This window comes from Nocardia sp. NPDC127579, assembly GCF_042672005.1.
Lineage (GTDB): Bacteria > Actinomycetota > Actinomycetes > Mycobacteriales > Mycobacteriaceae > Nocardia.
In genome coordinates this window covers 1-21938 of sequence record NZ_JBHXVZ010000004.1, presented here as the reverse complement: position 1 = coordinate 21938, position 21938 = coordinate 1, and the positions used below count along the sequence as shown (strand labels likewise).

Sequence of the window (21938 nt, the reverse complement as noted above, 5' to 3'; positions counted from 1 at the left end):
TCTGTCAATATAGGCGCATGTCGAAGTCGAAGCTGCCGATCACCCCGGTCCAGGTGTGCTCCGCCGCACCGATCGTGCGCGAACCGCTGACCGAAACCACCGCCGCCGAGCTGGCGAGCGTGTTCAAGGCACTCTCGGACCCGGTGCGGCTGCGACTGCTCAGCGCGATCGCTGCCCGCGAAGGCCGGCAAGCCTGCGTCTGCGATATCGCCGATGGGTTCGAGGTGACCCAGCCGACGATCTCCCATCACCTCAAGGTGCTGCGTGAAGCCGGGCTGCTCGACAGCGAACGACGCGCCTCCTGGGTGTACTACCGAGTCGTTCCCGAAGCCCTGCAACGACTCTCGGATGTCCTGCTGGTCGAAAGCGGCGCGGCCGAGCAGGTGAACGCGTGAGCGCCACCACGACAAGCCCCGAACACGGTGCAGTCGTCGCCAAACTGTCCACCCTGGACCGGTTTCTGCCGGTGTGGATCGGTGTCGCCATGGCCGCCGGGCTGCTGCTGGGCCGACTGATCCCCGGCCTCGGCGACGCAGTGAGCGCGGTCGAGATCGACGGCATCTCGCTGCCGATCGCCCTCGGCCTGCTGATCATGATGTATCCGGTGCTGGCCAAGGTCCGCTACGACCGCCTCGAGACCGTCACCGGCGACCGCAAACTCCTCATCGGGTCGCTGGTCCTGAACTGGGTGCTGGGCCCAGCGCTGATGTTCGCGCTCGCCTGGCTGCTGCTGCCGGATCTTCCCGAATACCGCACTGGGCTGATCATCGTCGGGCTCGCGCGCTGCATCGCGATGGTCATCATCTGGAACGACCTGGCCTGCGGTGACCGCGAGGCCGCCGCCGTGCTGGTGGCGCTGAACTCGATCTTCCAGGTCATCATGTTCGCCGTGCTGGGCTGGTTCTACCTCTCGGTCCTGCCCGGCTGGCTCGGCCTGGAACAAACCACGATCGACACGTCACCCTGGCAGATCGCGAAATCGGTGCTGATCTTCCTCGGCATCCCGCTGCTGGCCGGATACCTGACGCGGCGCTTCGGCGAAAAAGCCCGCGGCCGTGAATGGTACGAGTCCAAACTGCTACCCGTCATCGGCCCGTGGGCGCTCTACGGACTGCTGTTCACGATCGTGATCCTGTTCGCCCTGCAAGGCAAACAGATCACCTCCCAACCGCTAGATGTGGTGCGGATCGCGATCCCCCTACTGGCCTATTTCGCACTCATGTGGGGCGGCGGCTACCTCCTCGGCGCACTCCTCGGCCTGGGCTACGAACGCACCACCACCCTCGCCTTCACGGCGGCAGGCAACAACTTCGAACTCGCCATCGCCGTCGCGATCGCCACCTACGGCGCCACCTCCGGCCAAGCCCTCGCCGGCGTCGTCGGCCCGCTGATCGAGGTCCCTGTCCTCGTCGCCCTGGTCTATGTCTCGCTCGCCCTGCGCAAACGATTCCCAGCCGCGCCCGCCGCGCCGGTCGAGCAGAGGGCGACGCGGCCATGACGACGCCGTCGGTGCTGTTCGTGTGCGTCAAGAACGGCGGCAAATCACAAATGGCCGCCGGTCTGATGCGACACACCGCCAAAGGCCGGGTCGACGCCTATTCCGCGGGTACCGCTCCGGGCAACGACCTCAACACGCTGTCAGTGGAGGCGCTGCTCGAAGTCGGCGTCGACATCCGCGCCGAGACACCCAAACCTGTCGACCCACGCCTGCTGCGCGCGGTCGATGTGGTGGTGACCCTGGGCCGTGAAGCGCACATCGCCCCCGTCGACGGTGTGCGAATCCTCAACTGGGACACCGACGAACCCTCCGAACGCGGCATCGACGGCATCGAACGCATGCGTTTGGTCCGCGACGACATCGCCGCCCGCGTCGGGCAGCTGCTCACCGAAATCACCACACCTCCGACAGCGCGCACAGCAATGGAAATCTGCCATGAGTGCCAGCCCCCTCGCACACCCCAACTCCGTACGCGATGATCTCGCCATCGACCAGCAACTCGCCCTCAAACCGCCGCCACCCGCCTCGCACGCGAGTCGTCCGTGAGCTCCGCGAGCAAGATCCGGGACCGGGTGGAATCTCTGCTCACCGAATTGCACATCACTCCGCGCTGAACGCAGCGGCACTCAGAAAGGCTCACCACCACGATGGTTTCCAAGCCCAGCGTCTTGTTCGTGTGCGTCCACAACGCCGGACGCTCACAAATGGCCCAAGGCTTCCTCACACACCTCGCCGGTGACACCATCGAGGTCCGCTCCGCTGGGTCGGCTCCAGCCGAGACTCTCAACCCCGCTGCCGTGGAAGCCATGCGCGAGGTCGGGATCGACATCACAGACCAGACCCCGAAAATCCTCACCCCCGACACCGTGGAGTCCTCCACCGTTGTCATCACCATGGGCTGCGGAGACGCCTGCCCCTATTTCCCCGGCGTGGACTACCGGGACTGGAAACTCGACGACCCCGCAGGCCGAGGCCTCGACGCCGTCCGACCCATCCGCGACCAGATCCGTGCTCACGTCGAAGAACTCATCACCGAACTAAACGCACCGTAGTGGCCCCCGCAGAGCCGATTTGAACGAACGAGAATGGAGCCATTATCGGGCGGAGTCCGAGCCGCGTAGGACTGACGCAAGCGCCCTGGCCACGGACCACCCAGATCCTGATGTCGTCCGTTCCCATCATCAATACGCCAACACAGCTATCTGATCACCGACACCGAATCGCAGAACCTGCCGCACAACGGTCCCGACCTGCCGAATCACGATTTGCGGCCCCATGACCAGGATTTCGTGGTTCGTATGCTGGGACGCCGGGGACCCTAAGAGGCCAGTTCAGGGAGTATTTCCCGGCCTGGGCCTCTCCCGTCAGCACCCCTTAACTCGCAGCCAAGGAGTTCGCAAGCTTCGGCGACGATCCTCTAGGCGACATACTGAGCGATAGACGGGTGAGGGGAGCACGATGGCCGACACGGCCGATAGCTTGGAATCGAGTGGCTGGAGCGGTCCGGCCTGGGCGCGACCGCGGGTTCTCAACGCGCTGACGGTACTGACCCTCGTCGTCCTGGTGGTCCTGCAATTCCTCTGGTGGCGCGAGCACGGCCGGCCGATCTCATGGCTGCTGTTGCCCGCCACTCCGCTGCTGGCGTTCCTGCCGTCGGGTGTCCTGGTGAAAGCGTTCCGCAAGCGGTGGACGGCACAGTGGGCCGAGGCGCACGGCTTCTTCTACCAGCGAAGCGCCGACTGGCCGGTGCCCCAGTGGGACTTCCCGCCGTTCACCATCGGCCGAGCCCGGCGCTTCCGGGTGCGCGACGCGATGCGCGGCCCCCTCGGCCGCTATCCGGCCAGCTTCTTCCATCTGACCTGGCTGCACAACAACTGGATCAATGTCAGCACCCACTACCGCAATATCTTCGTGCTGGAGTTGCCCGGTACCCTGCCGCGCCTGACGATGGGGCCGAATCTGGACACCACCGCCGGCGATCGGGTGCTGTTCGAATCCTCCGATTTCAACGAGCAATTCAGCGTGTACTGCGCGAATCCGGCGTTCGCGCATGCGGTGTGCACCCCGCGCACGATCGAACGACTGGTGGAACTGGGCCGGCGTTCTCCGGCGGCGAAGCTCACCAAGCTCGAGATCGTCGGCAATCTGCTGGTCGGGGTCACCACGCTCGGCAACCGGCCACCCGAGATCGGCGAGATCTTCGATCTGATGCGGATTGTCGCCGAGGGCATTCCGCGCTTCGTCTGGCTCGATCACGCGACGCCCGGATCCGCCGTCAGCACCGTTCTCGAAAGGAATATGGCATGAGCGCCCTCGTCATCACCGCCGTCCCCGTAGTCGTGGGGCTGATCGCCCTGGGGTGGTATCGAGCCGCCTACAACGACTTCGTGCGATTGCGGAATCTGGTCACCGAGTCGTGGCAGCAGGTCGACGTCGAACTACAGCGCCGCCACGACCTGGTGCCGAACCTGGTCGCGACGGTCGAGCAGGCCGCGGCGTTCGAGCACGACACGCTGCTGGCCGTGACGAATGCCGCGCGCGCCGCCCAGTCGGGCGCGACCGGCATCGATGTCGGCTCGCGGGTGAGCGCGGAGAACGCGCTGACCACGGCACTGGGACGGCTCCACATCCAGTCCGTGGCGTACCCCGCCGTGCAGGCGGTCGGCAATTACCGGGCGTTGCAGCAGGAATTGAGCGATATCGAGGATCGGATCGCGGCCGCCAGACGGCTGTACAACGCGAATGTCCGAGCTCTGAACACCAAGATCGAAACCGTTCCCGCCACCTTCGTCGCCGCGCGACACCGGGTACTACCGGCCGAGTACTTCGAGACCACCGGCCCCGGCGCCCACGCGGTCGTCGAAGTGGGCGGGCTGTTCAGCGACCGATTCCAGCAGACAATGTGAAACATCGATTATTCGAAATTCGACGCACGCCCGGACCCGGCTCCGTACACTGCGAACGTCAGGACGGGCGCGCCAGGATCGGCGCCCGTGGATCGATCAGAGAGACATGGGTTCGTGAAGCGTTCGGCGGTCATCACAGCCATCGTCGGGGCGGCCGTGCTCGCCGGTAGTCCGGGAGCCCACGCCGGCGTCGAGATCGGAACCGGCAGCGCGAGCACCGGATCCGCCAGCGGCTCCGCGACCGGTGCCACCACCACCGGCTCCGGCGAGACCGGTTCCGGGGTCGGCCTGGAGCGTCTGCTGTTCGGCGGCCCGCTGATCTGCGCGGCCGTCGGCAGCGCCTTCAACGCGAACCTCACCTGCCCCGGCACACCGGGCCCCGCATAGCGAACCGGCCCTGGTTTCCCCGCGCGGGGAAACCAGGGCCGGGTTCGAGCGGATCAGATCGCGTTCAGGTCCACCGCCGCCGCCATGGCGCGGTATCCGGCGGCGTTCGGATGCTTGTGATCTCCGGAGTCGAACGCCGGGTTCAGGCGGTCCGGATCGGCGGGATCGGCGACGGCGGCCGCAAAATCGGCGACCACGTCGAATTCGCCACCGGTGCGGATCCATTCGTTCAGGGCACGGAGCTTGGCGGCCGATGTCGGGGTGTAGTACTCGGCCCCCTTCATCGGCAGCAGCGTTCCGCCGACGACCTTCAGCCCCGCGCGATGGGCACGAGCAATCAAGTCACGGTAGGCGTCGATCAACTGCTGCACCGACACCACCGGATTAGGCTTGTAGGTCGGCAGATCCACCTCCGAGAAGCCGATGTCGTTGAGCCCGCCCAGGAGCACGACGGTACTGACACCGTTGTGCGCCAATACATCACGATCGAAGCGGCGCACCGCGCTCTCGCCGTACCACGGCGAATCGCTGAGCAGGGTATTGCCGCCGATCCCCGCGTTCAGCACCGCGCGCGGCGTCCCGGCGGCAGCCAGGCGATCCGCGAGTGCGTCGGGATAGCGGTTGTTGCCGTCGTTGTCGGAGCCGAATCCGTCGGTGATCGAATCACCGAACGCGACAATCGAATCCGCCGGAGCCGAGCCGCCGCTGAGCTGCACGCTCGACAGGAAGTACCAGGAGTGCGTGGTATCGGTGAAGGCGGCGGAGTCGGCGACACCGGCCTGGTTGCCCGCGGCCCGGTACGAGGTCGCGTAGCCCTGGGCGTGGAAGGTGGCCGGTCCCGTCGGCTCGGCCAGGTAGAGCGTGATGGTCGCGGATTCCGAGGGGGCCAGGCGTAATTCGGCGGGATCGCTGGTCAGATCGGCGCCGGGCGCGATGGTGGCGGTGTCGCTGCCCTGGAAACGCAAGGGGCGCAGGCTGTCCGGCTGCACGCGGGCACCGGACTCGGTGCGGCCGACGGTGGCGGCCGCGATCCGGAGATCGTTGCGGCCGAACCGGTTCGACAGCGTGATCCGCGCGGTGTCACCACCGGTGGTGACCCGGACGACCTGCCGCAGCGTCTGATCCGCGAAACCGTCCAGGGACCAGTTCGGTTCGAAGCCGGTGCTCGGCTGCTGCATCGGCACCGACCAGGCGGTACTCGTTTCCCCGCCGGGCGCGGCCGGGGCGCCGGTGCAGGCAGCGGTGGCGATGGTGGCGGTGATCGCTGCGGTCGCGGTCATCATCTTCTTCCAGACATGCATGGTCTCGTTCGATTCTCGATAGTGGGGTTACCCGCGGCGATCGAGCGCGCGGGAGACAAGGGTGGTGACCAGTGCGGCGGCCGCCAGACCGGCGCCGATCCAGACGGGCGCGGTGAGCCCGAGGCCCCGGTCGATGGCGGCCGCGCCGAGCCACGAGGCGGCGGCGATGCCGATATTGAAGGCGGAGATATTGGCCGCCGAGCCCAGCGCCGATTCGCGGCCCGCGGTATCGAGCACACGCATCTGCACGGCCGGGACGATGGCGAAGCCGGTCGCACCGAGGGCGAGGATGGCCAGGGTGGCCCCGGCCGGGTGACCGGCGACAACGGCGAAGAGCACCAGCACCGCGGTGAGCGCGGTCAGCGCGCCGAGCAGCGTGGGCAGCACCGCGCGGTCGGCGAGCCTGCCGCCGACGATATTGCCGCCGAACAGGCCCACGCCGAACACCACGAGCAGCCAGGGCACCGCGGCGTCCGGCAGGCCGGTCACCTCGGTGAGGATCGGTTCGAAGAAGGTGAACGCCGCGAAGACGGCGCCGAAGCCGAGCGCGGTGATCACCAGCGCCAGCCACACCTGTGCTCGCGCGAACACCGCCACTTGCTGTCGCAGATCGACGGATTCGCGCGGCTGCGATGGCACCAGCGCCAGGACGGCGACCAGCGCGGCCACACCGACCGCGGTCACGGCCCAGAATGTCGAACGCCAGCCGAAAGCCTGGCCGAGCGCCGTACCCAACGGCACCCCCGCGACATTCGCCAGTGTGAGCCCGGTGAACATGGTGGCGATGGCGCTGGCGCGGCGCTCGGGTGCGACCAGACCGGCGGCCACGACCGAGCCGATCCCGAAGAACGCGCCGTGCGTGAGCGCGGCGACGATCCGGCCGGCCAGCAGCAGTTCGTAGTTCGGGGCCACCGCCGAGAGCAGGTTGCCCGCGATGAACAGGCCCATCAGCGCCGCGAGCATCGTCTTGCGCGGCACGCGGGCACCCAGCGCGGTCATCAGCGGCGCGCCGACGGCGACTCCGGCGGCGTAGCCGGAGATCAGCAGGCCGGCCGTGGGCACCGAGATGGACAGGTCGTCGCCGAGCACGCCCAGCAGTCCCACGATGACGAACTCGGTCAGGCCGATGCCGAACGCGCCGAGTGCCAGTGCGCCCAGCGCGAATTCCGGTCGGTGGATGGTCTGTGCCCGAGGCCGGGCGGCCAGTGTCGATGTCATGCGAGGGTGCACTCCTTCGGTGCGGGAAGTGTTCTGATCAGCCACCTGTCGGGGGTGGTCGATAGAGTGATCGTGTTTCAGATTGCTGGCGGGATGCCGAACCATCAACGGCCAGTGACGACATGATCGATTAGCGAGAGTTATGGATCGGCAGGAGATCGAGATCTTCCTGGCGCTGTGCGAGGAACTGCACTTCGGCCGGGCCGCCGAGCGCCTGTACCTGTCGCAGGCCAGAGTCAGTCAGACGATCAAGAAACTCGAACGCCATTTCGGCGCACCGCTGTTCGAGCGCACCAGCCGGCAGGTCCGCTTGGCGCCCGTCGGCCGGATGTTGCGCGACGACCTGCTTCCGATCCGCGCACAGCTCGACCGGGCCGTCGAACGTGCCCGGGCCGCGGCGCGCAGCGTGGAAGGCACCCTGCGCGTGGGCTATCTGGGCGGGCTCGCGGCGAGCCTGCTCGTCGATTCCGTGCTTCTGTTCCGGAGCCGTCACCCCGAATGCGAGGTGCACGCCCGCGAAGTCCATCTCGGCGATGTGTTCGGCCCGCTCCGCCGCGACGAACTCGACGTGGTCATCAGCCACTCCCCCGTCGGCGAACACGACCTGATCGCGGGCCCCGCTCTGCTCACCGAACCCACCGGCCTCGTCGTCCCGAGCGGGCACCGCCTCGCCCGCGCCAGTTCCCTCAGCGGCGACACCGCCGGAATCGACGTCATCTCGATCGGCGGACCATCCGGCGCCTACTGGCAGCGCTACCTCGACGCGACCTGGCACATCACCCCCGCCACCCCCATCGGCGCGCACACCTTCGAAGACGTACTCACCGCCGTGGCCTTCGGCGCCGGCGTCCACCCCGCCGGCGCCCACGCCGAACGCCACTACCCCCGCCGCGGCGCCGTCTACATTCCCTACGACGACGGCCGCGGCCACGTCTGGCGGCCGGTCTGGCTCCCCGGCTCCGACACCGCCCGCCTCCAGGCCTTCGTCCACGCACTGCTCGACGCCGTCACCGACCGCGGAGCCGAGCACTACTTCACCGATCCACCCGATCGGAGAGGCACGGGATAGGACTGGGCGCACCGACCTTTGGTGATCAGCTCGAGACCCGCCGGTGGGTGCTCACCGGCATTCGCTCGGTCCAGCGCCTCTGTGAGTACCGGCGAAAATGGCCTGACCGCCTACAATTTCGATCAGGCACCGGGCGGGAGCACCGGAAGCAATGTCTCAGCCACTCGGGTAACCTCGGTGCACAGCTCGGCACGGTCTCTATCGGTAAGTACCCTGTTGATGCCAAAAGCCCGCCCCTCGAGCACGAGGGTGCCCGCCGGTGTTCCGGATTTCGAATTCTGCGCTACATCGAAGGCAATGGCGCAGTGCGCATTCGCGAACCGCCGATCGACTTCGACCCCATTACGGTCCCCGATCCTCCTGAAGATCGGGCGCAGATAATCCCTATTGCTGTAGATGACCGACTCGAACGACTTGATCGTGGAGTAGATCTCGAAATTGAACCACTCGCCATGCCATGGACACGGCGTGTCCAGGGCGAAGCCCTCATGCCCGCTCAGACCGCGCTCCAGACCGGCTGCCGCAGTATCGGCGTCCGGAATCGCGCAGGGGTTCCACGCCGGAACCTCTGCTTCCGGCGTCCTCGCGGTAGTGGGCGAGGCTGTCGTGGTCGAGGAAGCAGTGGGAGTAACCGGTGGAGTGAACACGGCGGTCGGCAATGCTGTTCGGGATTGCCGGACAATCTCTTTCGCGATCGATTCAGCGCCGGCGCGCAGTTTTTCGGCGAGCTCCGGCGCGGCGGCGGGCCACGGCGCCGATCCCGACGACCAATCCCAGCCGGTAGTCAGCACTTTCACGAACAGGTTGCCGAGTACGAACTCCACACCGGCCACCATCCTGGAGCTCTTCGCCTCATCGACCCAGCTGATTCCGTCATCGCCGATACCGGATACCGGAGCGGACTGCGTGTGCCCGCGGCTGAACTTCGATACCAGCCCTTGAGTGGTGTAACCAATCCGCCGGGGCTCCTTGTCGAGCTGGTAGCGGATACTGAGGCTGCGCGAGATCGGCACCACCCCGGGTCGGCCGGGGTCACGAGGAATCGGAACGCTGTATTCCAGGTCTCGGCACTCCAGCGTCTGCACGGCCCGGCTATCGACACGGGTCGCCTGCACGAATTCGGCATCCGGGCGGTAGAGTTCGCCCGCGAACTCGTCGACGATGGTTTGCAGCGGCTGCACGGCCTCGGTGCAGGAATTCGGCAGTGACACGAACCCTGGCTGATACTGCGGTGTCTCGGTGCTGACGGTGGTCGCCCCCTTCGAGGCGCAACCACCGAGCCACACCACACAGGTCAGCAACACCATGATCAAACCCGGTAGCCGCCGCCTTCGGTAAGCCCACACGAGCGACCCTTCCCACAACGATGACCACTCTCGCATCACGGACAACGTATCCGTTTGCCGCCGACCGCATCTGCCGGCAACAACGTCTTGTCGACTATTTGACGCTCCATTGAGGTCCTGTCGCCCAAGACCGCCGGCAGCAGACCTGATGCTCATCGAGACCGGCCAGATTATTGCTGGTCTGGAAGTTCTCCTCGATGGACCAGCGACCGCGACCAGCTGCGCCGGCGTGACAGCCCGGGTGCCCAGCACCGGGAGTACACCAGGGAGCGGCGCAGCATCGATAGCAAGAGCGCATAGACCTTCGCCACGGAGTCAGTTATTCTCCGGGCGCATTATCGGGCGCAAGAACGACAGAGACCCCTGACCTTGCACTGTTCGTGCTGGTCAGAGGCCTTCTACTGTGCGCCATCAGGGACTCGAACCCCGAACCCGCTGATTTGGAGAGTCAGCACATTCCACCTGCCCTTGCTCAAACCGACACCCTCGGGCCTATAGAGGGTCGTCAAGTAGACCAGATGGTATCTCCGAATGAGCCGGAGAACTCGCAGCAACACGCACCAGAGGGTCTGTTTTCGGAATCCGAATTGCCCTACCTCCGCCTCGTGTCGGATTCCCGTAGCGGAACGCGAAGTGTCAACGAATCATTGACACCTAAGCGACGCGCCGCGCGCCGAGTCGACCGATCGGACTACCGATCCCTTGCAGAACGTGTCGGGCGGCGCGTCGCGTCGGCCGATCCTGAAGCGCTTGCGGATCTGGTTCTGATCCGCGACAGCTTCGATACAGCTATTTCCACTGCGGTGGCCGGTTTGCGCGCGGCAGGCTTCTCATGGGCGGACATAGCTGCACCTATGGGGATCAGCCGTCAAGCAGCGCAACAACGTTGGGGCGAGAGGTAGTTAGCCGATGAGTCGCCGTAACGAAATTGAACCTTCAATTGATCACCACAATATGAAACCGGACGGTCGATGTGCAGAGGTGGGACGAACTGTCGCTCCGCACCTGAAGGTATTGGGGACACCGTTGCCGGTGGCTTGGGTTCCAGCGTTGGACGAGTTCGCGGTTGCGTTGCGCGCGGCCGGAATTGCTCGGACTTCGGTGGAGCTGCACACCTATCACATGCGAAGAGTGGCGCGTTCGATTGGAGTGACGGACCCTCGCGAAGTCACCAGCCAGCAACTGGTTTCGTGGTGCGGTCGACAGAGCTGGGAGGCCGAGACCAGGCGCAGCTACTACCAGTCATTCCGAAAGTTCTGGGATTGGGCCGCACAAGCCGATTTTGCTTGCGAGAATGCGGCCACCGAACTGCCCTCGGTGAAGCCGAGTCCGCCCAATCCACGGCCTACGCCCTACGGGGTGTACAAGGAAGCCCTCGCGACGGCTCAGCCTCGCGAGCGGATCATGTTGCGATTGTCGGCCGAGGCAGGGATGCGGCGCGGCGAAGTGGCGCAGGCGCATTCGCGCGACCTGATCGAGGATGACGACGGCTGGTGGCTGCGGGTGCACGGCAAGGGCGGCAAGGAACGCATGGTGCCGATTCGCGACGAGTTCGCGGCCGAACTCCGAAAGCTGCGGAAGGGCTACTTCTTTCCTGGCCGGTACGGGATCGGGCATCTTTCGGCAGCGTATGTCGGGAAGCGGGTCCGCAAGCATTTGGATGACGAGAACACCATGCACAAGTTGCGTCACATGTTCGGCACCAGAACCTACAGGGTGAACAAGGACGTGTTCGTGGTTCAGGAACTTCTCGGACATGCCAGCGCCGAGACGACCCGGCGCTACGTCAAGACCAGGCATTCGGATCTTCGCAGCACCGTCGAGGCGGCGGCCTACAGCTAGACCGCGAATGGCCACATGCACCGTAAGGGCATGTGGCCATTTTTATTCGGGACAGACTACGGGCCCACCTTTGCCGGGGCGGGCCCGTAGTTGCAGATCAGTGGCCGTGCGCGGCGTGCCCCGCCTCCTGTTCGGCCTCGTTGAAGGTATGGCAGTCCTCGGGATGGTCGGGCAGCTGGCCGACGATGTTCAGCCCGCGCACCTTCTCGCGCACTGCCGTCCAGAGCGTTTCCTCGTAGCCCGGAAGCCACTCGATCACCTCGGCGAGAGTCGGGTACAGCAGCGGGCCGAACGCGATGCGGCCAGCGGGCCACCCCGGCATCGGGTCGCCGAGGGAACCATCGATCCAGCACCGAGCCGGAAGCCCGGTCGACGGATCGTCTATGTACATGATTCGTGGGACACCGTCACGTATGTCCCACGTGACCTGCGAATCTCCTACGGCGGTTTGGAACATGTCTGCGCTCTAATCGTGGTCGGGAGTGAGGGCGGCCGAGATCTTGTGTTCCGGCCACTGGTGACCGCGTTGGTACGTGGTGCTGGTCGAGGTGTCGACCAGGGCGCATCGCAGGGTCACAGCACGCATGGCATTGCTCAGGTGGTCCAAGGTGGGGACGAAAACCGCTGCGGCGCTGTTTCTTTGAATATTCGAGATCAGAGTTACCAGAGGGGTGTCCGAGTAGGTGGGGATCACCAGCCTCCGGACGATGTCGTATCCCCACATCTGGCCGAGTCCCACCATCTCGCGCTCGTAGCGCTCGTGATCGTCGCCGGATATCTGTTTCAGCTGATAGACCAGTGCTCGTTTCGGCATTGCGTTCGCCCCCTCCTAGGGTGACAGAATTGTCTTGTGGTGACAGATATGTCACCTGATGGTACGACCGTCCGATCCGCTTTGCACGGCATTGGACAGACGAGAGAGGATGAATCGGTGAGCAGCACAGCCGATGTGATCCGGCGAGCCCGAGAGGGGAAGAAGCTCAGCCAGGAGGCGTTGGGCACACTGGTCGGCGTCGATAAGCGGACGATCGCGCGCTACGAGAGCAACGAGTCGGAGCCGTCGTTGTCGACCGCGGCCGCCTTGGCGGCGGCATTGGACGTGTCGTTGTCGGAACTGGCGGGCGTGGTGCCGCAAGGTATCGACCTCACCGGCAGCTGGTGGGCGGCGTGGCAAACCTGGCTCGATGATGTCGAACGAGTCGACGTCCACGTACTCGAGATGGCGCAGGACGGGCCGGTCCTCGCGCTCGACGGATCGCGGGCACGCAGCGTGGCCGAAGGCAGCTACGAGTGGCGCGGCGAAATGCGCCTGTGGGATGGCGAATCCCTGATGGGCTGGTATGTCGCCTCCGATGGCGCTGTGCGCTCCAAAGGATCGCTGTACTTCGCCGTCAACCCGCACGGTTCGCACATGGTCGGCTCGTGGGTCGGCCTGAGTCAGTCCGGCCTGGTGATCCGAGGCTGGGGCGCGATCGCTCGTGAGCGTGATCATGTCGAGCGCCTGATAGCGGAACTGGTGGCGAGTAATGGAAACTTGCGGGTATGGCCCACGAGACCGAACTAGTTGATGTGTCCGTTTCGGCGTCCGACCCGGAGTGGTTGGCCGAGTTCACGCGTCGGCTGGTGGCCGACCGGCTGGCCGCGTGCGGAAACATCATTCCCGGCGTCCGCTCGATCTACCAGTGGGACGGCCAGATCCACGATGATCGGGAAAACCTGGTGATCCTGCATACCCAGCGGTCGCACGTCGCTGCGATCATCGAACGCGCGAACAAGGAGCATGCCGACGAGACACCGCAGGTTCTCGCGGTGCCGGTGGTCGACGCGCATCCGGGGTACCGGCAATGGGTGCTCGACTCGACCCGATCGGACTAAGGGACCGCGCGAACGTAGGTCATGGTCAGGCGGCCGCGTACGTCGGCGAACATTGTCTGTCCGCCGCTCAATGTGCCGCCGCTGTCCTGTGTAACCAGTAGGCGCACAACATCATTCACCGCCAGTCGGCGGACGCCGGAGGCCATGACGATATTGTCCCAGCTGTTCGCGTTCTCGGCGCGAGCGAGGATGGAACCCGAGCTGGCAGTTGAGTTCTTGGTGATTTTCAGGGCGCGGCGGCCGGTACCGTTTCCGGCCCACGTCCAGACAGCCTCGATCAGGTAGAGGCCCGCCACTCGACAGGTCAGGCCAGCGGCGGAGTACTGGGCTTGCCCTCCGGGCGCGGAGTCCCACTCGGCGGACTGCCAGGCCACCAGAGTGTCGGTGCCGCTGTTGGCGTTCAGTCCGGATGTACGGACCGCCGAGGCGGTGGGTGGTGCGCCTGAGCCCGGCGGGATGGTCGCCGCCGAGAATGTGGATTCGATGGCGGTGGCGAGGGCTTGCATCTGTTGCGCACCTTGCCACACAGGATCTGTCTGCACGGGGTAGGGCCAGTGGTAGACGGGGGTTTCTCCGGGCATGGTGGACTCCTAGGACGGCAGGTAGACGCCGGGGTGGGTGAGGTAGTGGAAGTCGTTCCAGGTCACCGACGAGGCGAGTTCGTGTGTGGCGTTCGTGCGCCAGTGCAGGCCCTGGTCAAGGTCGTTCCAGATGACCGCGGCTGTCGCGTTGGTCTTCCAGATGTATTGCAGGGTGGTGGTGACGATCCATCCGCCGTCGTATTCGATGGTGCCGCCGATGATTGCGAACACTGGGATGATGCCCGGCAGCCACGCGGTGTAGATCGATCCGGAGACGTAGACCGCTCCCTGCGTTTCGGCGGCCAGGGTGAACACTTCTGCCTCTGCCTGCGAGTGGAATCCGTTGGTGCGGCGGGTATCCCAGGTAACGGGCGGATGTTTGGGTAGGGCTCCCTCGTACTGGCCGCGTGCGAGTACTTCGGTCACCATGGGGTCGATGTGGATGCCGTTGTCTATCCAGCTGGTGAACTGAACTGTCCTGCGCCCGTTGGTGTCGCCTTCCGGTGTCTGGACGACGGTGGTGACGTCCCCGCCTCCGGCGGGCGCGTCCTTCCATCCGACCTGTACCCGGGTGACCACGGAGTTCGGGGCGAGCTGGATACCCTCGTCGGTCGAGGTTTCGCACCCGGGCAGGCCGGTGCCCTTGTAGACCTGGGAGTCGTAGTTGATGTTCGATGCCTGCACGTAGACCAGCCCGTCGGGCATCTGAGCCAGGTAGATGTTCACCGCGTAGGAACGGCGGTACAGGTGGCGAACCACGTTGGTGTGCGGGTGATAGCTGTAGGTGTCTCCCATGGACATGTAGAACTCGTCGGCGAGCGAATGCAGGTCGCGGCCCTTGATATCCAGCGGCCAGCACTGGATGTCGACGCTGCCCGGGTAAAAATAAAACGCATCGATTTCCGCTGGCGCTGCTGCGGTCGCGATGCGGTTGGCTCGCGTGATCATGGTTTCGGTGGGCCAGGTGCCCGGCGACATGACGATGTTGCCCATGTCGGCGTCCTTGGCAGCGGCGGTAATCGAGATGATCCACGCGCCCGGTGTCGAGGCCGGCCGCGCCACGGCGCCGGTCACCCGCCCGGCGAACCAGCATTGACTAGCGCCGCTGGCGGTGTGCTCCCAGTGCAGCGAAATGCGGCGGCCGATAACCGATTTCGCTGTCACCTTCTCCGCCCAGGTGCCGGTGCGGTCGAGAATGGACAGCTGGGCGGTGCCAGGACGTGAGTGCGAAATGTAGTCGTCGCGTCCCCAATCGACCTTGATACCGGCCAGTGCCAGGGGCGCGGTGCCGATCAGGTCGGCGTCGCACTGCACGCGCTCACCATCGAACACGATGTAGGGCGTCGGGTTGAATGGCATGGCTCAGCCCACCCGCAGGTCGATCGCGGCCGACGCGCCCACGGTGATGTTGCGGCTGCGTAGCATCCGCTCGATTTGCAGCGCGGTGGCTTGCGGGTCGACCGCGCCGGAGACGTTGATGGTCACGTTCGTGATCTGGGGCGGCGGCCCAGCCGAGGCGGCAGCGGCCCACCCCATCAGCGGCGGTGCGGCGGCGGCCAGTTCGGGGCCGGGGGCGGCGAAGGTGTCGAAGCCCTGGGGCAGAAACCGCATGAACGCGTCCGCGCCGGTGGAGATTCCGACCAGCTCAGCGGCCGGGCCGCCGAAGAACCGCGACAGCCACGACGGCGGGGACGGGAACCGGATCGAGCCGAGCAGGCCAATCAGCGATTGGACCGCGTTCACCACGGTCTGAATCGCGGAGGCGATCGCAGCGAAGGCCGTCCGCGCGGCGCTGGCTGCTCCAGATACCCAGCCCGGTATCCGGTCGACGATCGAGCCGAACCGTTCGAGGCCCGAATTGACGTATCCCGCAACAATATTCGCCAGCGAGGTCATGGCGTTGACCAGAGCGATGGTCATCGGTGCGGCCAGAATGAGGCCCTGGACGACCAGCGGCAGCAGCTCGGCGGCGAACCGCGCCACGGTCGGGAGCAAGGGCAGCACGGCTACGAGCAGGTCCGCGAACGCCTGCACGAGCTGTTCGAGGGTGCCGGAGCTGGCCAGGGTCGTGATCGCTTCGACCAGCGATGTACCGATCTGGGTGGCGATTTGCTCGATCACGGGTGCGAGCCGGGCGAACATGTCCGCGATGGTCGGGAGGATCTGCACGAGTGCGCCGGAAAGGGCTTCGGCGACGGCGGCCCAGGCGGGGGCCAGTGCGGAGATGAGCTGGGCGAGTCCGCCCGCGAGGATGCCCGCCAGCTGGGCCAGGGGCGGTATCAGCGGGGCTACAGCGGCCATGACGTCGGCCAGAGCGGTCGCGATCAGTGGCAGGGCACCACTGGCCACGATCGCGTCCAGCGCTTGCACGAGCGCACCGCCGATCGTGGCGGCCATACGCTCGAAAGCTGGTGTGATGCTGGCGATTGCGGTGCCCAAGCTGGCGAAGATGCCGCCCAGGGACGGGCCGACGACCGCGCCCAGGCGGGCGAACAGCTCGACCACAGGGCCGAGAAATGCCGAGATGCCGGACAGGGCCTGGGCGAAGCCGTCGAATAGTCGGGTCAGTGTGCCGTCTGCGGCCAGTCGCGAGAATGCCTCACCGATGGAGCCGAGCACACCGCCGAAGGCAGCGCCGATCTTGTCGGCCACAGGTGCGGCAGCCGCGCCCAGATCGAGCAGACCTTGTGTCAGCAGCGCCAGGCCGGAGCCGAGTGCAGCGATGAACTTCTGTGCCCCGGCCAGCAAGGTGTCCAGGGCGGCAGCGCCAGGACCGGCGAGCTGACCAACGACGGCGGAGAAGACGCCCGAGACCGCCGAGGCTATGCCCTGCATGGCCGGGGTGATGCGGTCCATGAGCCCGGCCAGTTGCTCGAAGGCGGGCCGCATTTCGCGCGCGAAGGTTTCCGACACGACTTGTTTGAGCCGGGCCAGCGCCGGGGCGGCCGCGCCTGCGGCTTGCTTGATGCCCTCCATGCCAAGGGCGATCGCCGCCAGCGCGGGCGCGGCGAGCAGGCCCAGGCCGACGAAACCAATGCCCAGGTTGCCGACCGCACCGATGGCGAAGGCGATGAGGGAGGTCACCGCGGCCACTTTGTGGACGGTGGAGGCGAACCCGCTTACCGCGCGGGAGGTGCGTTCGAGTTCACGGCGCGCGTCGGAGCCGTCGCCGACGATCCGTACCGACAGGATCGCGGTGCGTCCGGCCATCTGCCTATCCCTTCGCTCGTTGCGCGTTCTCCTCCAGCACCGCTATCGCGGTGGCTATCACGCCATCCGGTTCCGAAAGCCATTGCGCGGGAAGCGTGTTCGTCGCAATGGCCAGTTCGACAATCAGTCGTTCGACGGAACCGGACTCGTAGGGGACACCTCGTCACGCTCGGTTTCGGCGACGGCGGCGGCCTGGGCCACGAACTCGTCCCAGCCGCCGGTGAACGCGCCGGTGCGGCGCAGCGCGGCGAAGGCCAGGAACGTCACGAACGTCAGCGGGTCGTCCTGGGGTGCGTCCCATTTGTGAGTGCGCCGGGTGCGGGCGTAGGCCATCTGGTCGGCCACTGTGGTCTGTACGTCCAGGTGCTGGGTGCCGTCGAGCATTTCGACGTTCAAAATGATTCGCGCAATTGCCATTTCAAATTCCCCTGACTTGGTCGAGTAGTTCCTTGCTGCGGCGCTCGTAGAGGTCGACCCATTCGGACTCGGTTTCCTGGGCCGCGCGGGTTACGAATGGGTTGGCTTCGATGCCCCGGGCGGGCCAGCCCCAATGGATCGGGTTGGCGTAGGGGGTGGCGGCGTTGCCCATCCGGATCACACCCGCGCGGGCGGTACCCGAGACGCGGACCGAGCCGACCAGGCGGCCGGTGCGGCGCGGCCCGATGATCCGGGCACGAGCGGCGGCCAACTCCGCGCCTTCCTTGTGCAGATCCTTCAGGTCGTCCATGCCGACCCCGGCCCGCTTCAGCGTGCGCTGTAGCTGGCTGGACCCGTAAACGCGTGCGTAGGGCATTACGGCGTCGGGTCGTAGGGTGCGGGCTGGCCGACCAGCGACCATTCCACGTCGGAGGTCGGGCGAGTCCTCACGTCACCGCCGATCGCCAGCGGGTCGACGGTGAGCACGCCCTGATAGCCCTTCTCCAGGGCGGTGTTCGGAACGAACTTGAACGGCACCTGTTCACCGGCGTGCGTCAGCGACCACTCGTTGATGCCGCCGGTGGTGAGGTCCTGCACGATGGTCGCGTTCAGCGCCCACGAATAGGTCACCTCACCGGGCACCACGTCCCCGCACAGGGTGTTGAGGTCGTCCTCTTTGTCCTTGTCCGGGGTCAGGGTCGCGGAGGTGATCTGGCATGAGATGTCGATCAGGGTGCCGACTTCGCCGAGGGTGAGTGTGCCCGGCCCCATCTTGTAGCTCTTGACAGGCATTGCGTTGTCTCCTAACAGGTTTCGATGTTCACGGTCAGGCGGAACGCGGGCAGTGGGCCGCCCCCGCCGGGCAGGGTGACCGCTTCCGACAGCGCGGTGTCGGCGTCGGGTTCCAGCACGGTCAGCGCCTTGTCCAACAGGTCGGTGAGCGTCCGATACGCCTGCGGCGCACCGGAGTCCGGAGCGATCAGATAGACCTCCACGGCGACGGTGCCGCCCCCACCCAGCAACTCGTGCGCGATAGAGCGGGCGACCACCCAGGCGCACGGCGGGTTGAGGTTGCGAGGGTCGACGGCCGCACGAACACCGGCGGCGGCCAGCTCGTCGGCCAGGCCGTCGAGTATCTGGGCGACCTCGAAGGTGGCCATCAGCCGACCGCCGGTCGCGCGTAGGCACCCAGGCCCAGCAGCTGGCCCACGTCGGGGTCGTTGCGCTGGACGTAGATCGGTCCCAGTTCGCCGAAGCTCTCGACACCGGCGGGTGAGTTGCGACGGCGGAACACCCGTGCCGCGAGCATGACCGCACCCTGCCGCTTGGTCTCGGACCAGACGGCCGGGGACACCGGCGCACCGAACCACTCGACCATTAGCGCGTTGACCGCGTTCACGGTCGCGGTGAGCGTGGTCTCGTCGCCGGGGTCATCCAGCCGCAGATACGCCTTTACGGCGGCATCGGTGGCCGGGGCCTGGACGGGTGTGGTCATGGCCGGAACTCCTTACGGCGCCGGGGTAACGGTGACTTTGGCGATGCCCTTGGCGTTGTGCAGCAACGTCGCGTAGTAGCCGAACAGGGCACCGTCACGGCCGCCCTTGGCCAGCTCGACCGCTTCAACCCGGATCGGGGAACCGGCGAGTTCGTAGAACGTCGCAGCCGGGCGAGCGCCGACGACTACCGTTCCGGCCGGGACGAATTCGGAGTCGACGAAGTTGCGCGGGTCGATACCCAGCAGCTCGAGGTAGGCCGGTACGTCGTCGTTGGTGAGGTCGAGCAGCGCTTCCATGTCGGTCGGGTTGACCAGGACATAGGACGCGCGGGCGCGGGCGTTGGTCTTGAGGTACGTGCGGCCCTTGGCCACGGCCTTCAACAGGGTCGGGGCCGAACCAGCCGCGGTGGCCGATGCGATCGTGAAAGCCGCTGCCCGCTGGTCGGATTCGTAGGCGTAGGACTCGGCCATGGCCGCGAAGTAGGACGCGATGAACTCCTGGTCGTTGAAGTCCCAGAACTTGCGGTCGAGGTCGTGCGCGCCCGCCAGCCGCTTGGCTTCCACCGACACCGTTTCGGTCGTCGGGGCATTGGTAGGAACCTCGGTCTTGTCACCGGCGTAGTCGTCCACCTGCGGCTTGATGACCCAGCGCCAGCCGGTCACCTTCCAGTGCGTCAGCGTGCCCGGATTGAGCAGCGGCACCACCACCCGTTCGTAGGCGACGCCCGACCACAGCTCACCCACCCAGCCGTCCGGCGAGACCCACGGGTTCGCCGAGCGGGTGATGTCGGCCAGCGCGGCGTGCAACGTGGTGTCGCCCTGGCGGGCAGCGTGCAAGGTCTCGCGCACCTGAGCCCACGTCATCGGGCGCGGTTCGGTGCGGGCGGCGTGCAGGCCGAACGGCGCGGCGGCCGGGGCAACTGAGGGCACCTGCACGGCCGGCGGTTCGGTCTGCTCCGGCGGAGGTGTGGTTGCCGAGGCAGTGAGGTCGGCGGCGGGTTCGGTGATCTCGGGCATGGTGTCCTCCTGGGTGATGGGGTGATCGGGTCCGCCGCTGGCGGCTTGGACGGTGTGCACGCGGGCATCCGCGAAAGCCGGGATGGCGACCAGCGCCACAGCGTCGAGAGTTGCGGCCAGCACGCGCGTTCCGTCCGGGGACAGCCGCACGCCCGACAGCTCGACCGACAGGCCGTCGCGGATTCCTTCGGACGCGTCGGTCAGGGCCAGGTCGCCATCCGCGCCGGAGCCGACTTTGAACGTCAGCGCCAGCCCGGCCGGGGTGTCGCTGGCGGTGGCGACGTAGCCGACCGGGGTACCGGTGCCGTCCGGGCGTCGGTGGTCGCGGTAGAGCTTCACGCGCTTGAGGTCGCTCGGTATCGCGATCGCTCCGGGCTCCACAGTCACCGCGCCGCGATTGGTGCGGCCGGTCACGCCGTAGGGCAGCGCTAGCCCGGTGATGATGCGCCGCTGGGCGTCGGCGCTCACGTCGGCGACACCGGCGACGGTGCACAGGATTTCGGTCATGACTGCCTCCGTGGGCTGGACGGGGATTCAGCGGCAAGCCACGGCATGACGTGCTTCAACCACTCCTCCACTTCGGGGATGGCGAGTACGCGGGTGATGACCGCGTTACCGGCGAGTGCGACAGCGACGACGACAGCGGCGCGGGATTGACCGAGCTGGGCGACCAGCAGCGGGACCAGGGGACCGAGGCCGACCAGCGTGGCAGCTGTCGACCGGGCCGCCGCTCGCGCTGGATGCGCGCATTGCGTCGGCTGCTCCGGCGGCGGGACACTACTCATCGCCTCACGAATTCCGGTCGGCGCTCGGTGAGCGCGTTGGAGATCGAGACCAGCAGCACCAGCACCGCGCCCACCGAGATCAGCGCCGTGCAGGCCAGCGCGAACGCCAGGTACAGCAGCCACATCATTTGTGACCACCCCCGCTCAGCGCCTTCACAACGCGGTCGAGCTTGGCGTTGATCTCGTTGATATGGGTGTCCATGAACTTGACCATGTCCTCACGCGAGACAGGCTGGCCCGCTTGGTTTTTGGTGATCTCGCCCCAGATACGTTCGGCGATCCGGTCGAGGTCCTTATCGGTCAGCGGCATGTCGTCCTCCGGTCCGTAGATGCCGAGATATCCGGCGTTCAATCGCGCAGCGAAACGCGCCAATTCCGTTGCATTGCAGCCGATTTGGTAATGCATTTCGTCCGGCCACGAGCCCATCTCGCCCCAGTCGCGGCCCCAGAAAACCGTGCCCTCGAACAGGTCCAGTCCCCGGCGCACGGCGGCCACCTTGTCGGCGGGCATCGTGTAGTGCTTCCACGGGTAGCGCATGGCGTTGATGTCGATGGCGGTGCCGGACAGGTGGTTGGAGTTCCACACGGCGTTGGTGGCCGACCAGCCCCACTCGTCGCGCTGGCCGGGGTCGATCGGTTCGACGTTGCGGTGGTACCAGGCGGCCCAACCTTTCAGGACCGTCGACACGTCACCGGCGCGCAGTTCGACCACGGCGCGGTTGCCCGGGACCAGGCCACGGTCCAGCTCGGACGCGGGGATGACAGGCCAACCGTTCTCGGTGTTCACTGGCGCACTCCTGTGGTCGACGGACTGGCCGCGCCCGGCGGCGAAGGGCGCGACGCACCGGGCGCGGCGGACGGGCTAGCGGCTGGCCCGCCCTCGTCGGGCACCTGCATGTTGGACGGCACTCAATATGCCTACGTCGCAGGCGATTTGAGTGCATGATGTCTGCCGACGATTTCTGGTGCGTGCCAGTTTCGGGGTTGTGTT

The 21938-nt window shown here is 66.4% G+C and carries 28 protein-coding genes; 11 read left to right on the top strand and 17 right to left on the bottom strand.

The features are described 5' to 3' along the window. The first annotated feature begins 17 nt into the window (after window positions 1–17). The 7 genes from ACFVMC_RS15350 to ACFVMC_RS15320 all read left to right on the top strand — a co-directional run bounded on the left by ACFVMC_RS15350 (window position 18) and on the right by ACFVMC_RS15320 (window position 4791). On the top strand, window positions 18–395 hold the full coding sequence (locus ACFVMC_RS15350; protein WP_379210647.1) for an ArsR/SmtB family transcription factor: 378 nt from the start codon (window positions 18–20) through the stop codon (window positions 393–395). Beyond that, the gene (gene arsB / locus ACFVMC_RS15345; protein ID WP_379210645.1) at window positions 392–1498 is read left to right on the top strand and encodes an ACR3 family arsenite efflux transporter; all 1107 of its coding nucleotides are present in this window, start codon (window positions 392–394) and stop codon (window positions 1496–1498) included. The genes ACFVMC_RS15350 and arsB overlap by 4 nt, the downstream gene beginning before the upstream one ends. After that, window positions 1495–1977: a low molecular weight phosphatase family protein gene (locus ACFVMC_RS15340; RefSeq protein WP_379210643.1), complete on the top strand. Its 483-nt coding sequence runs from the start codon at window positions 1495–1497 to the stop codon at window positions 1975–1977. The genes arsB and ACFVMC_RS15340 overlap by 4 nt, the downstream gene beginning before the upstream one ends. A gap of 168 nt (window positions 1978–2145) precedes the next feature. Next, the gene (locus ACFVMC_RS15335) at window positions 2146–2550 is read left to right on the top strand and encodes an arsenate reductase ArsC (RefSeq protein ID WP_379210641.1); all 405 of its coding nucleotides are present in this window, start codon (window positions 2146–2148) and stop codon (window positions 2548–2550) included. 406 nt (window positions 2551–2956) lie between these two features. Then, complete coding sequence (locus ACFVMC_RS15330; RefSeq protein WP_379210639.1) at window positions 2957–3805, top strand: DUF3137 domain-containing protein; 849 nt, start codon at window positions 2957–2959, stop codon at window positions 3803–3805. Then, complete coding sequence (locus tag ACFVMC_RS15325) at window positions 3802–4404, top strand: LemA family protein (protein ID WP_379210637.1); 603 nt, start codon at window positions 3802–3804, stop codon at window positions 4402–4404. Before ACFVMC_RS15330 ends, ACFVMC_RS15325 begins: the two co-directional genes overlap by 4 nt. A 114-nt stretch (window positions 4405–4518) precedes the next feature. Then, window positions 4519–4791, top strand: a complete 273-nt coding sequence (locus tag ACFVMC_RS15320) for a hypothetical protein (protein WP_379210635.1) — start codon at window positions 4519–4521, stop codon at window positions 4789–4791. Window positions 4792–4844: 53 nt separating this feature from the next. Here ACFVMC_RS15320 and ACFVMC_RS15315 read toward each other — a convergent pair whose 3' ends face one another. Beyond that, window positions 4845–6092, bottom strand: coding sequence for a GDSL-type esterase/lipase family protein (locus tag ACFVMC_RS15315; protein WP_379210634.1), 1248 nt, complete (start codon window positions 6090–6092; stop codon window positions 4845–4847). Between the two features lie 27 nt (window positions 6093–6119). Continuing rightward, on the bottom strand, window positions 6120–7310 hold the full coding sequence (locus tag ACFVMC_RS15310; RefSeq protein WP_379210632.1) for an MFS transporter: 1191 nt from the start codon (window positions 7308–7310) through the stop codon (window positions 6120–6122). Between the two features lie 142 nt (window positions 7311–7452). On the opposite strand from ACFVMC_RS15310, the gene ACFVMC_RS15305 reads away from it, so the two are divergent. After that, complete coding sequence (locus ACFVMC_RS15305; RefSeq protein WP_379210630.1) at window positions 7453–8379, top strand: LysR family transcriptional regulator; 927 nt, start codon at window positions 7453–7455, stop codon at window positions 8377–8379. Between the two features lie 122 nt (window positions 8380–8501). Here the strand turns inward: ACFVMC_RS15305 and ACFVMC_RS15300 are convergent, their stop codons facing one another. After that, on the bottom strand, window positions 8502–9686 hold the full coding sequence (locus ACFVMC_RS15300) for a hypothetical protein (protein WP_379210628.1): 1185 nt from the start codon (window positions 9684–9686) through the stop codon (window positions 8502–8504). A 1089-nt stretch (window positions 9687–10775) separates the two neighbouring features. Between ACFVMC_RS15300 and ACFVMC_RS15295 the strand changes: the two genes are divergently transcribed. Then, window positions 10776–11567, top strand: a complete 792-nt coding sequence (locus tag ACFVMC_RS15295) for a tyrosine-type recombinase/integrase (protein ID WP_379210626.1) — start codon at window positions 10776–10778, stop codon at window positions 11565–11567. Window positions 11568–11664: 97 nt separating this feature from the next. On the opposite strand, the gene ACFVMC_RS15290 is transcribed toward ACFVMC_RS15295, so the two are convergent. Together ACFVMC_RS15290 and ACFVMC_RS15285 are read right to left on the bottom strand one after the other, a co-directional pair. After that, window positions 11665–11958 carry a hypothetical protein gene (locus ACFVMC_RS15290; RefSeq protein WP_379210625.1) on the bottom strand — a complete coding sequence of 98 codons (294 nt, stop codon included), beginning with the start codon at window positions 11956–11958 and terminating at the stop codon, window positions 11665–11667. Between the two features lie 75 nt (window positions 11959–12033). After that, complete coding sequence (locus ACFVMC_RS15285) at window positions 12034–12381, bottom strand: hypothetical protein (RefSeq protein ID WP_379210623.1); 348 nt, start codon at window positions 12379–12381, stop codon at window positions 12034–12036. A 117-nt stretch (window positions 12382–12498) separates the two neighbouring features. Here ACFVMC_RS15285 and ACFVMC_RS15280 point away from each other — a divergent pair, with 117 nt between their 5' ends. Next, on the top strand, window positions 12499–13131 hold the full coding sequence (locus ACFVMC_RS15280) for a helix-turn-helix domain-containing protein (protein WP_379210621.1): 633 nt from the start codon (window positions 12499–12501) through the stop codon (window positions 13129–13131). Beyond that, the gene (gene cutA, locus ACFVMC_RS15275; protein WP_379210619.1) at window positions 13110–13442 is read left to right on the top strand and encodes a divalent-cation tolerance protein CutA; all 333 of its coding nucleotides are present in this window, start codon (window positions 13110–13112) and stop codon (window positions 13440–13442) included. Before ACFVMC_RS15280 ends, cutA begins: the two co-directional genes overlap by 22 nt. Here the strand turns inward: cutA and ACFVMC_RS15270 are convergent. The 12 genes from ACFVMC_RS15270 to ACFVMC_RS15215 form a co-directional block, all read right to left on the bottom strand. Further along, window positions 13439–13948 carry a hypothetical protein gene (locus ACFVMC_RS15270; protein WP_379210617.1) on the bottom strand — a complete coding sequence of 170 codons (510 nt, stop codon included), beginning with the start codon at window positions 13946–13948 and terminating at the stop codon, window positions 13439–13441. The two genes, cutA and ACFVMC_RS15270, sit on opposite strands and share 4 nt — an antisense overlap. An 84-nt stretch (window positions 13949–14032) precedes the next feature. Further along, window positions 14033–15382: a hypothetical protein gene (locus ACFVMC_RS15265; RefSeq protein ID WP_379210615.1), complete on the bottom strand. Its 1350-nt coding sequence runs from the start codon at window positions 15380–15382 to the stop codon at window positions 14033–14035. A 3-nt stretch (window positions 15383–15385) separates the two neighbouring features. Then, on the bottom strand, window positions 15386–17233 hold the full coding sequence (locus ACFVMC_RS15260) for a hypothetical protein (protein WP_379210614.1): 1848 nt from the start codon (window positions 17231–17233) through the stop codon (window positions 15386–15388). 123 nt (window positions 17234–17356) lie between these two features. Beyond that, window positions 17357–17650, bottom strand: a complete 294-nt coding sequence (locus tag ACFVMC_RS15255) for a hypothetical protein (protein WP_379210612.1) — start codon at window positions 17648–17650, stop codon at window positions 17357–17359. Window position 17651: 1 nt separating this feature from the next. Beyond that, on the bottom strand, window positions 17652–18026 hold the full coding sequence (locus ACFVMC_RS15250; protein WP_379210610.1) for an HK97 gp10 family phage protein: 375 nt from the start codon (window positions 18024–18026) through the stop codon (window positions 17652–17654). Then, on the bottom strand, window positions 18026–18442 hold the full coding sequence (locus ACFVMC_RS15245) for a hypothetical protein (protein WP_379210609.1): 417 nt from the start codon (window positions 18440–18442) through the stop codon (window positions 18026–18028). Before ACFVMC_RS15245 ends, ACFVMC_RS15250 begins: the two co-directional genes overlap by 1 nt. Window positions 18443–18453: 11 nt before the next feature. Further along, on the bottom strand, window positions 18454–18810 hold the full coding sequence (locus tag ACFVMC_RS15240) for a hypothetical protein (protein ID WP_379210607.1): 357 nt from the start codon (window positions 18808–18810) through the stop codon (window positions 18454–18456). Beyond that, entirely contained in the window at window positions 18810–19145 is a 336-nt protein-coding gene (locus ACFVMC_RS15235; protein ID WP_379210605.1) for a hypothetical protein, read from the bottom strand. Before ACFVMC_RS15235 ends, ACFVMC_RS15240 begins: the two co-directional genes overlap by 1 nt. A gap of 12 nt (window positions 19146–19157) precedes the next feature. After that, the gene (locus ACFVMC_RS15230; protein WP_379210603.1) at window positions 19158–20669 is read right to left on the bottom strand and encodes a hypothetical protein; all 1512 of its coding nucleotides are present in this window, start codon (window positions 20667–20669) and stop codon (window positions 19158–19160) included. Further along, window positions 20666–20947 carry a hypothetical protein gene (locus tag ACFVMC_RS15225; protein WP_379210602.1) on the bottom strand — a complete coding sequence of 94 codons (282 nt, stop codon included), beginning with the start codon at window positions 20945–20947 and terminating at the stop codon, window positions 20666–20668. Before ACFVMC_RS15225 ends, ACFVMC_RS15230 begins: the two co-directional genes overlap by 4 nt. Further along, window positions 20944–21075, bottom strand: a complete 132-nt coding sequence (locus ACFVMC_RS15220; RefSeq protein ID WP_379210600.1) for a hypothetical protein — start codon at window positions 21073–21075, stop codon at window positions 20944–20946. Before ACFVMC_RS15220 ends, ACFVMC_RS15225 begins: the two co-directional genes overlap by 4 nt. Further along, on the bottom strand, window positions 21072–21734 hold the full coding sequence (locus ACFVMC_RS15215) for a M15 family metallopeptidase (RefSeq protein ID WP_379210598.1): 663 nt from the start codon (window positions 21732–21734) through the stop codon (window positions 21072–21074). Before ACFVMC_RS15215 ends, ACFVMC_RS15220 begins: the two co-directional genes overlap by 4 nt. Window positions 21735–21938 lie beyond the last annotated feature (204 nt).

Coding starts and splice junctions, on each gene's coding strand:
- ACFVMC_RS15290 (WP_379210625.1), bottom strand. CDS start 11,958: ATGTACATAGACGATCCGTCGACCGGGCTTCCGGCTCGGTGCTGGATC.
- ACFVMC_RS15340 (WP_379210643.1), top strand. CDS start 1,495: ATGACGACGCCGTCGGTGCTGTTCGTGTGCGTCAAGAACGGCGGCAAA.
- ACFVMC_RS15310 (WP_379210632.1), bottom strand. CDS start 7,310: ATGACATCGACACTGGCCGCCCGGCCTCGGGCACAGACCATCCACCGA.
- ACFVMC_RS15335 (WP_379210641.1), top strand. CDS start 2,146: ATGGTTTCCAAGCCCAGCGTCTTGTTCGTGTGCGTCCACAACGCCGGA.
- ACFVMC_RS15225 (WP_379210602.1), bottom strand. CDS start 20,947: ATGAGTAGTGTCCCGCCGCCGGAGCAGCCGACGCAATGCGCGCATCCA.
- cutA (WP_379210619.1), top strand. CDS start 13,110: ATGGCCCACGAGACCGAACTAGTTGATGTGTCCGTTTCGGCGTCCGAC.
- ACFVMC_RS15255 (WP_379210612.1), bottom strand. CDS start 17,650: ATGGCAATTGCGCGAATCATTTTGAACGTCGAAATGCTCGACGGCACC.
- ACFVMC_RS15300 (WP_379210628.1), bottom strand. CDS start 9,686: ATGGTGTTGCTGACCTGTGTGGTGTGGCTCGGTGGTTGCGCCTCGAAG.
- ACFVMC_RS15315 (WP_379210634.1), bottom strand. CDS start 6,092: ATGCATGTCTGGAAGAAGATGATGACCGCGACCGCAGCGATCACCGCC.
- ACFVMC_RS15250 (WP_379210610.1), bottom strand. CDS start 18,026: ATGCCCTACGCACGCGTTTACGGGTCCAGCCAGCTACAGCGCACGCTG.
- ACFVMC_RS15240 (WP_379210607.1), bottom strand. CDS start 18,810: ATGGCCACCTTCGAGGTCGCCCAGATACTCGACGGCCTGGCCGACGAG.
- ACFVMC_RS15235 (WP_379210605.1), bottom strand. CDS start 19,145: ATGACCACACCCGTCCAGGCCCCGGCCACCGATGCCGCCGTAAAGGCG.
- ACFVMC_RS15230 (WP_379210603.1), bottom strand. CDS start 20,669: ATGACCGAAATCCTGTGCACCGTCGCCGGTGTCGCCGACGTGAGCGCC.
- ACFVMC_RS15350 (WP_379210647.1), top strand. CDS start 18: ATGTCGAAGTCGAAGCTGCCGATCACCCCGGTCCAGGTGTGCTCCGCC.
- ACFVMC_RS15260 (WP_379210614.1), bottom strand. CDS start 17,233: ATGGCCGGACGCACCGCGATCCTGTCGGTACGGATCGTCGGCGACGGC.
- ACFVMC_RS15325 (WP_379210637.1), top strand. CDS start 3,802: ATGAGCGCCCTCGTCATCACCGCCGTCCCCGTAGTCGTGGGGCTGATC.
- ACFVMC_RS15330 (WP_379210639.1), top strand. CDS start 2,957: ATGGCCGACACGGCCGATAGCTTGGAATCGAGTGGCTGGAGCGGTCCG.
- ACFVMC_RS15220 (WP_379210600.1), bottom strand. CDS start 21,075: ATGATGTGGCTGCTGTACCTGGCGTTCGCGCTGGCCTGCACGGCGCTG.
- ACFVMC_RS15270 (WP_379210617.1), bottom strand. CDS start 13,948: ATGCAAGCCCTCGCCACCGCCATCGAATCCACATTCTCGGCGGCGACC.
- ACFVMC_RS15245 (WP_379210609.1), bottom strand. CDS start 18,442: ATGCCTGTCAAGAGCTACAAGATGGGGCCGGGCACACTCACCCTCGGC.
- ACFVMC_RS15285 (WP_379210623.1), bottom strand. CDS start 12,381: ATGCCGAAACGAGCACTGGTCTATCAGCTGAAACAGATATCCGGCGAC.
- ACFVMC_RS15305 (WP_379210630.1), top strand. CDS start 7,453: ATGGATCGGCAGGAGATCGAGATCTTCCTGGCGCTGTGCGAGGAACTG.
- ACFVMC_RS15265 (WP_379210615.1), bottom strand. CDS start 15,382: ATGCCATTCAACCCGACGCCCTACATCGTGTTCGATGGTGAGCGCGTG.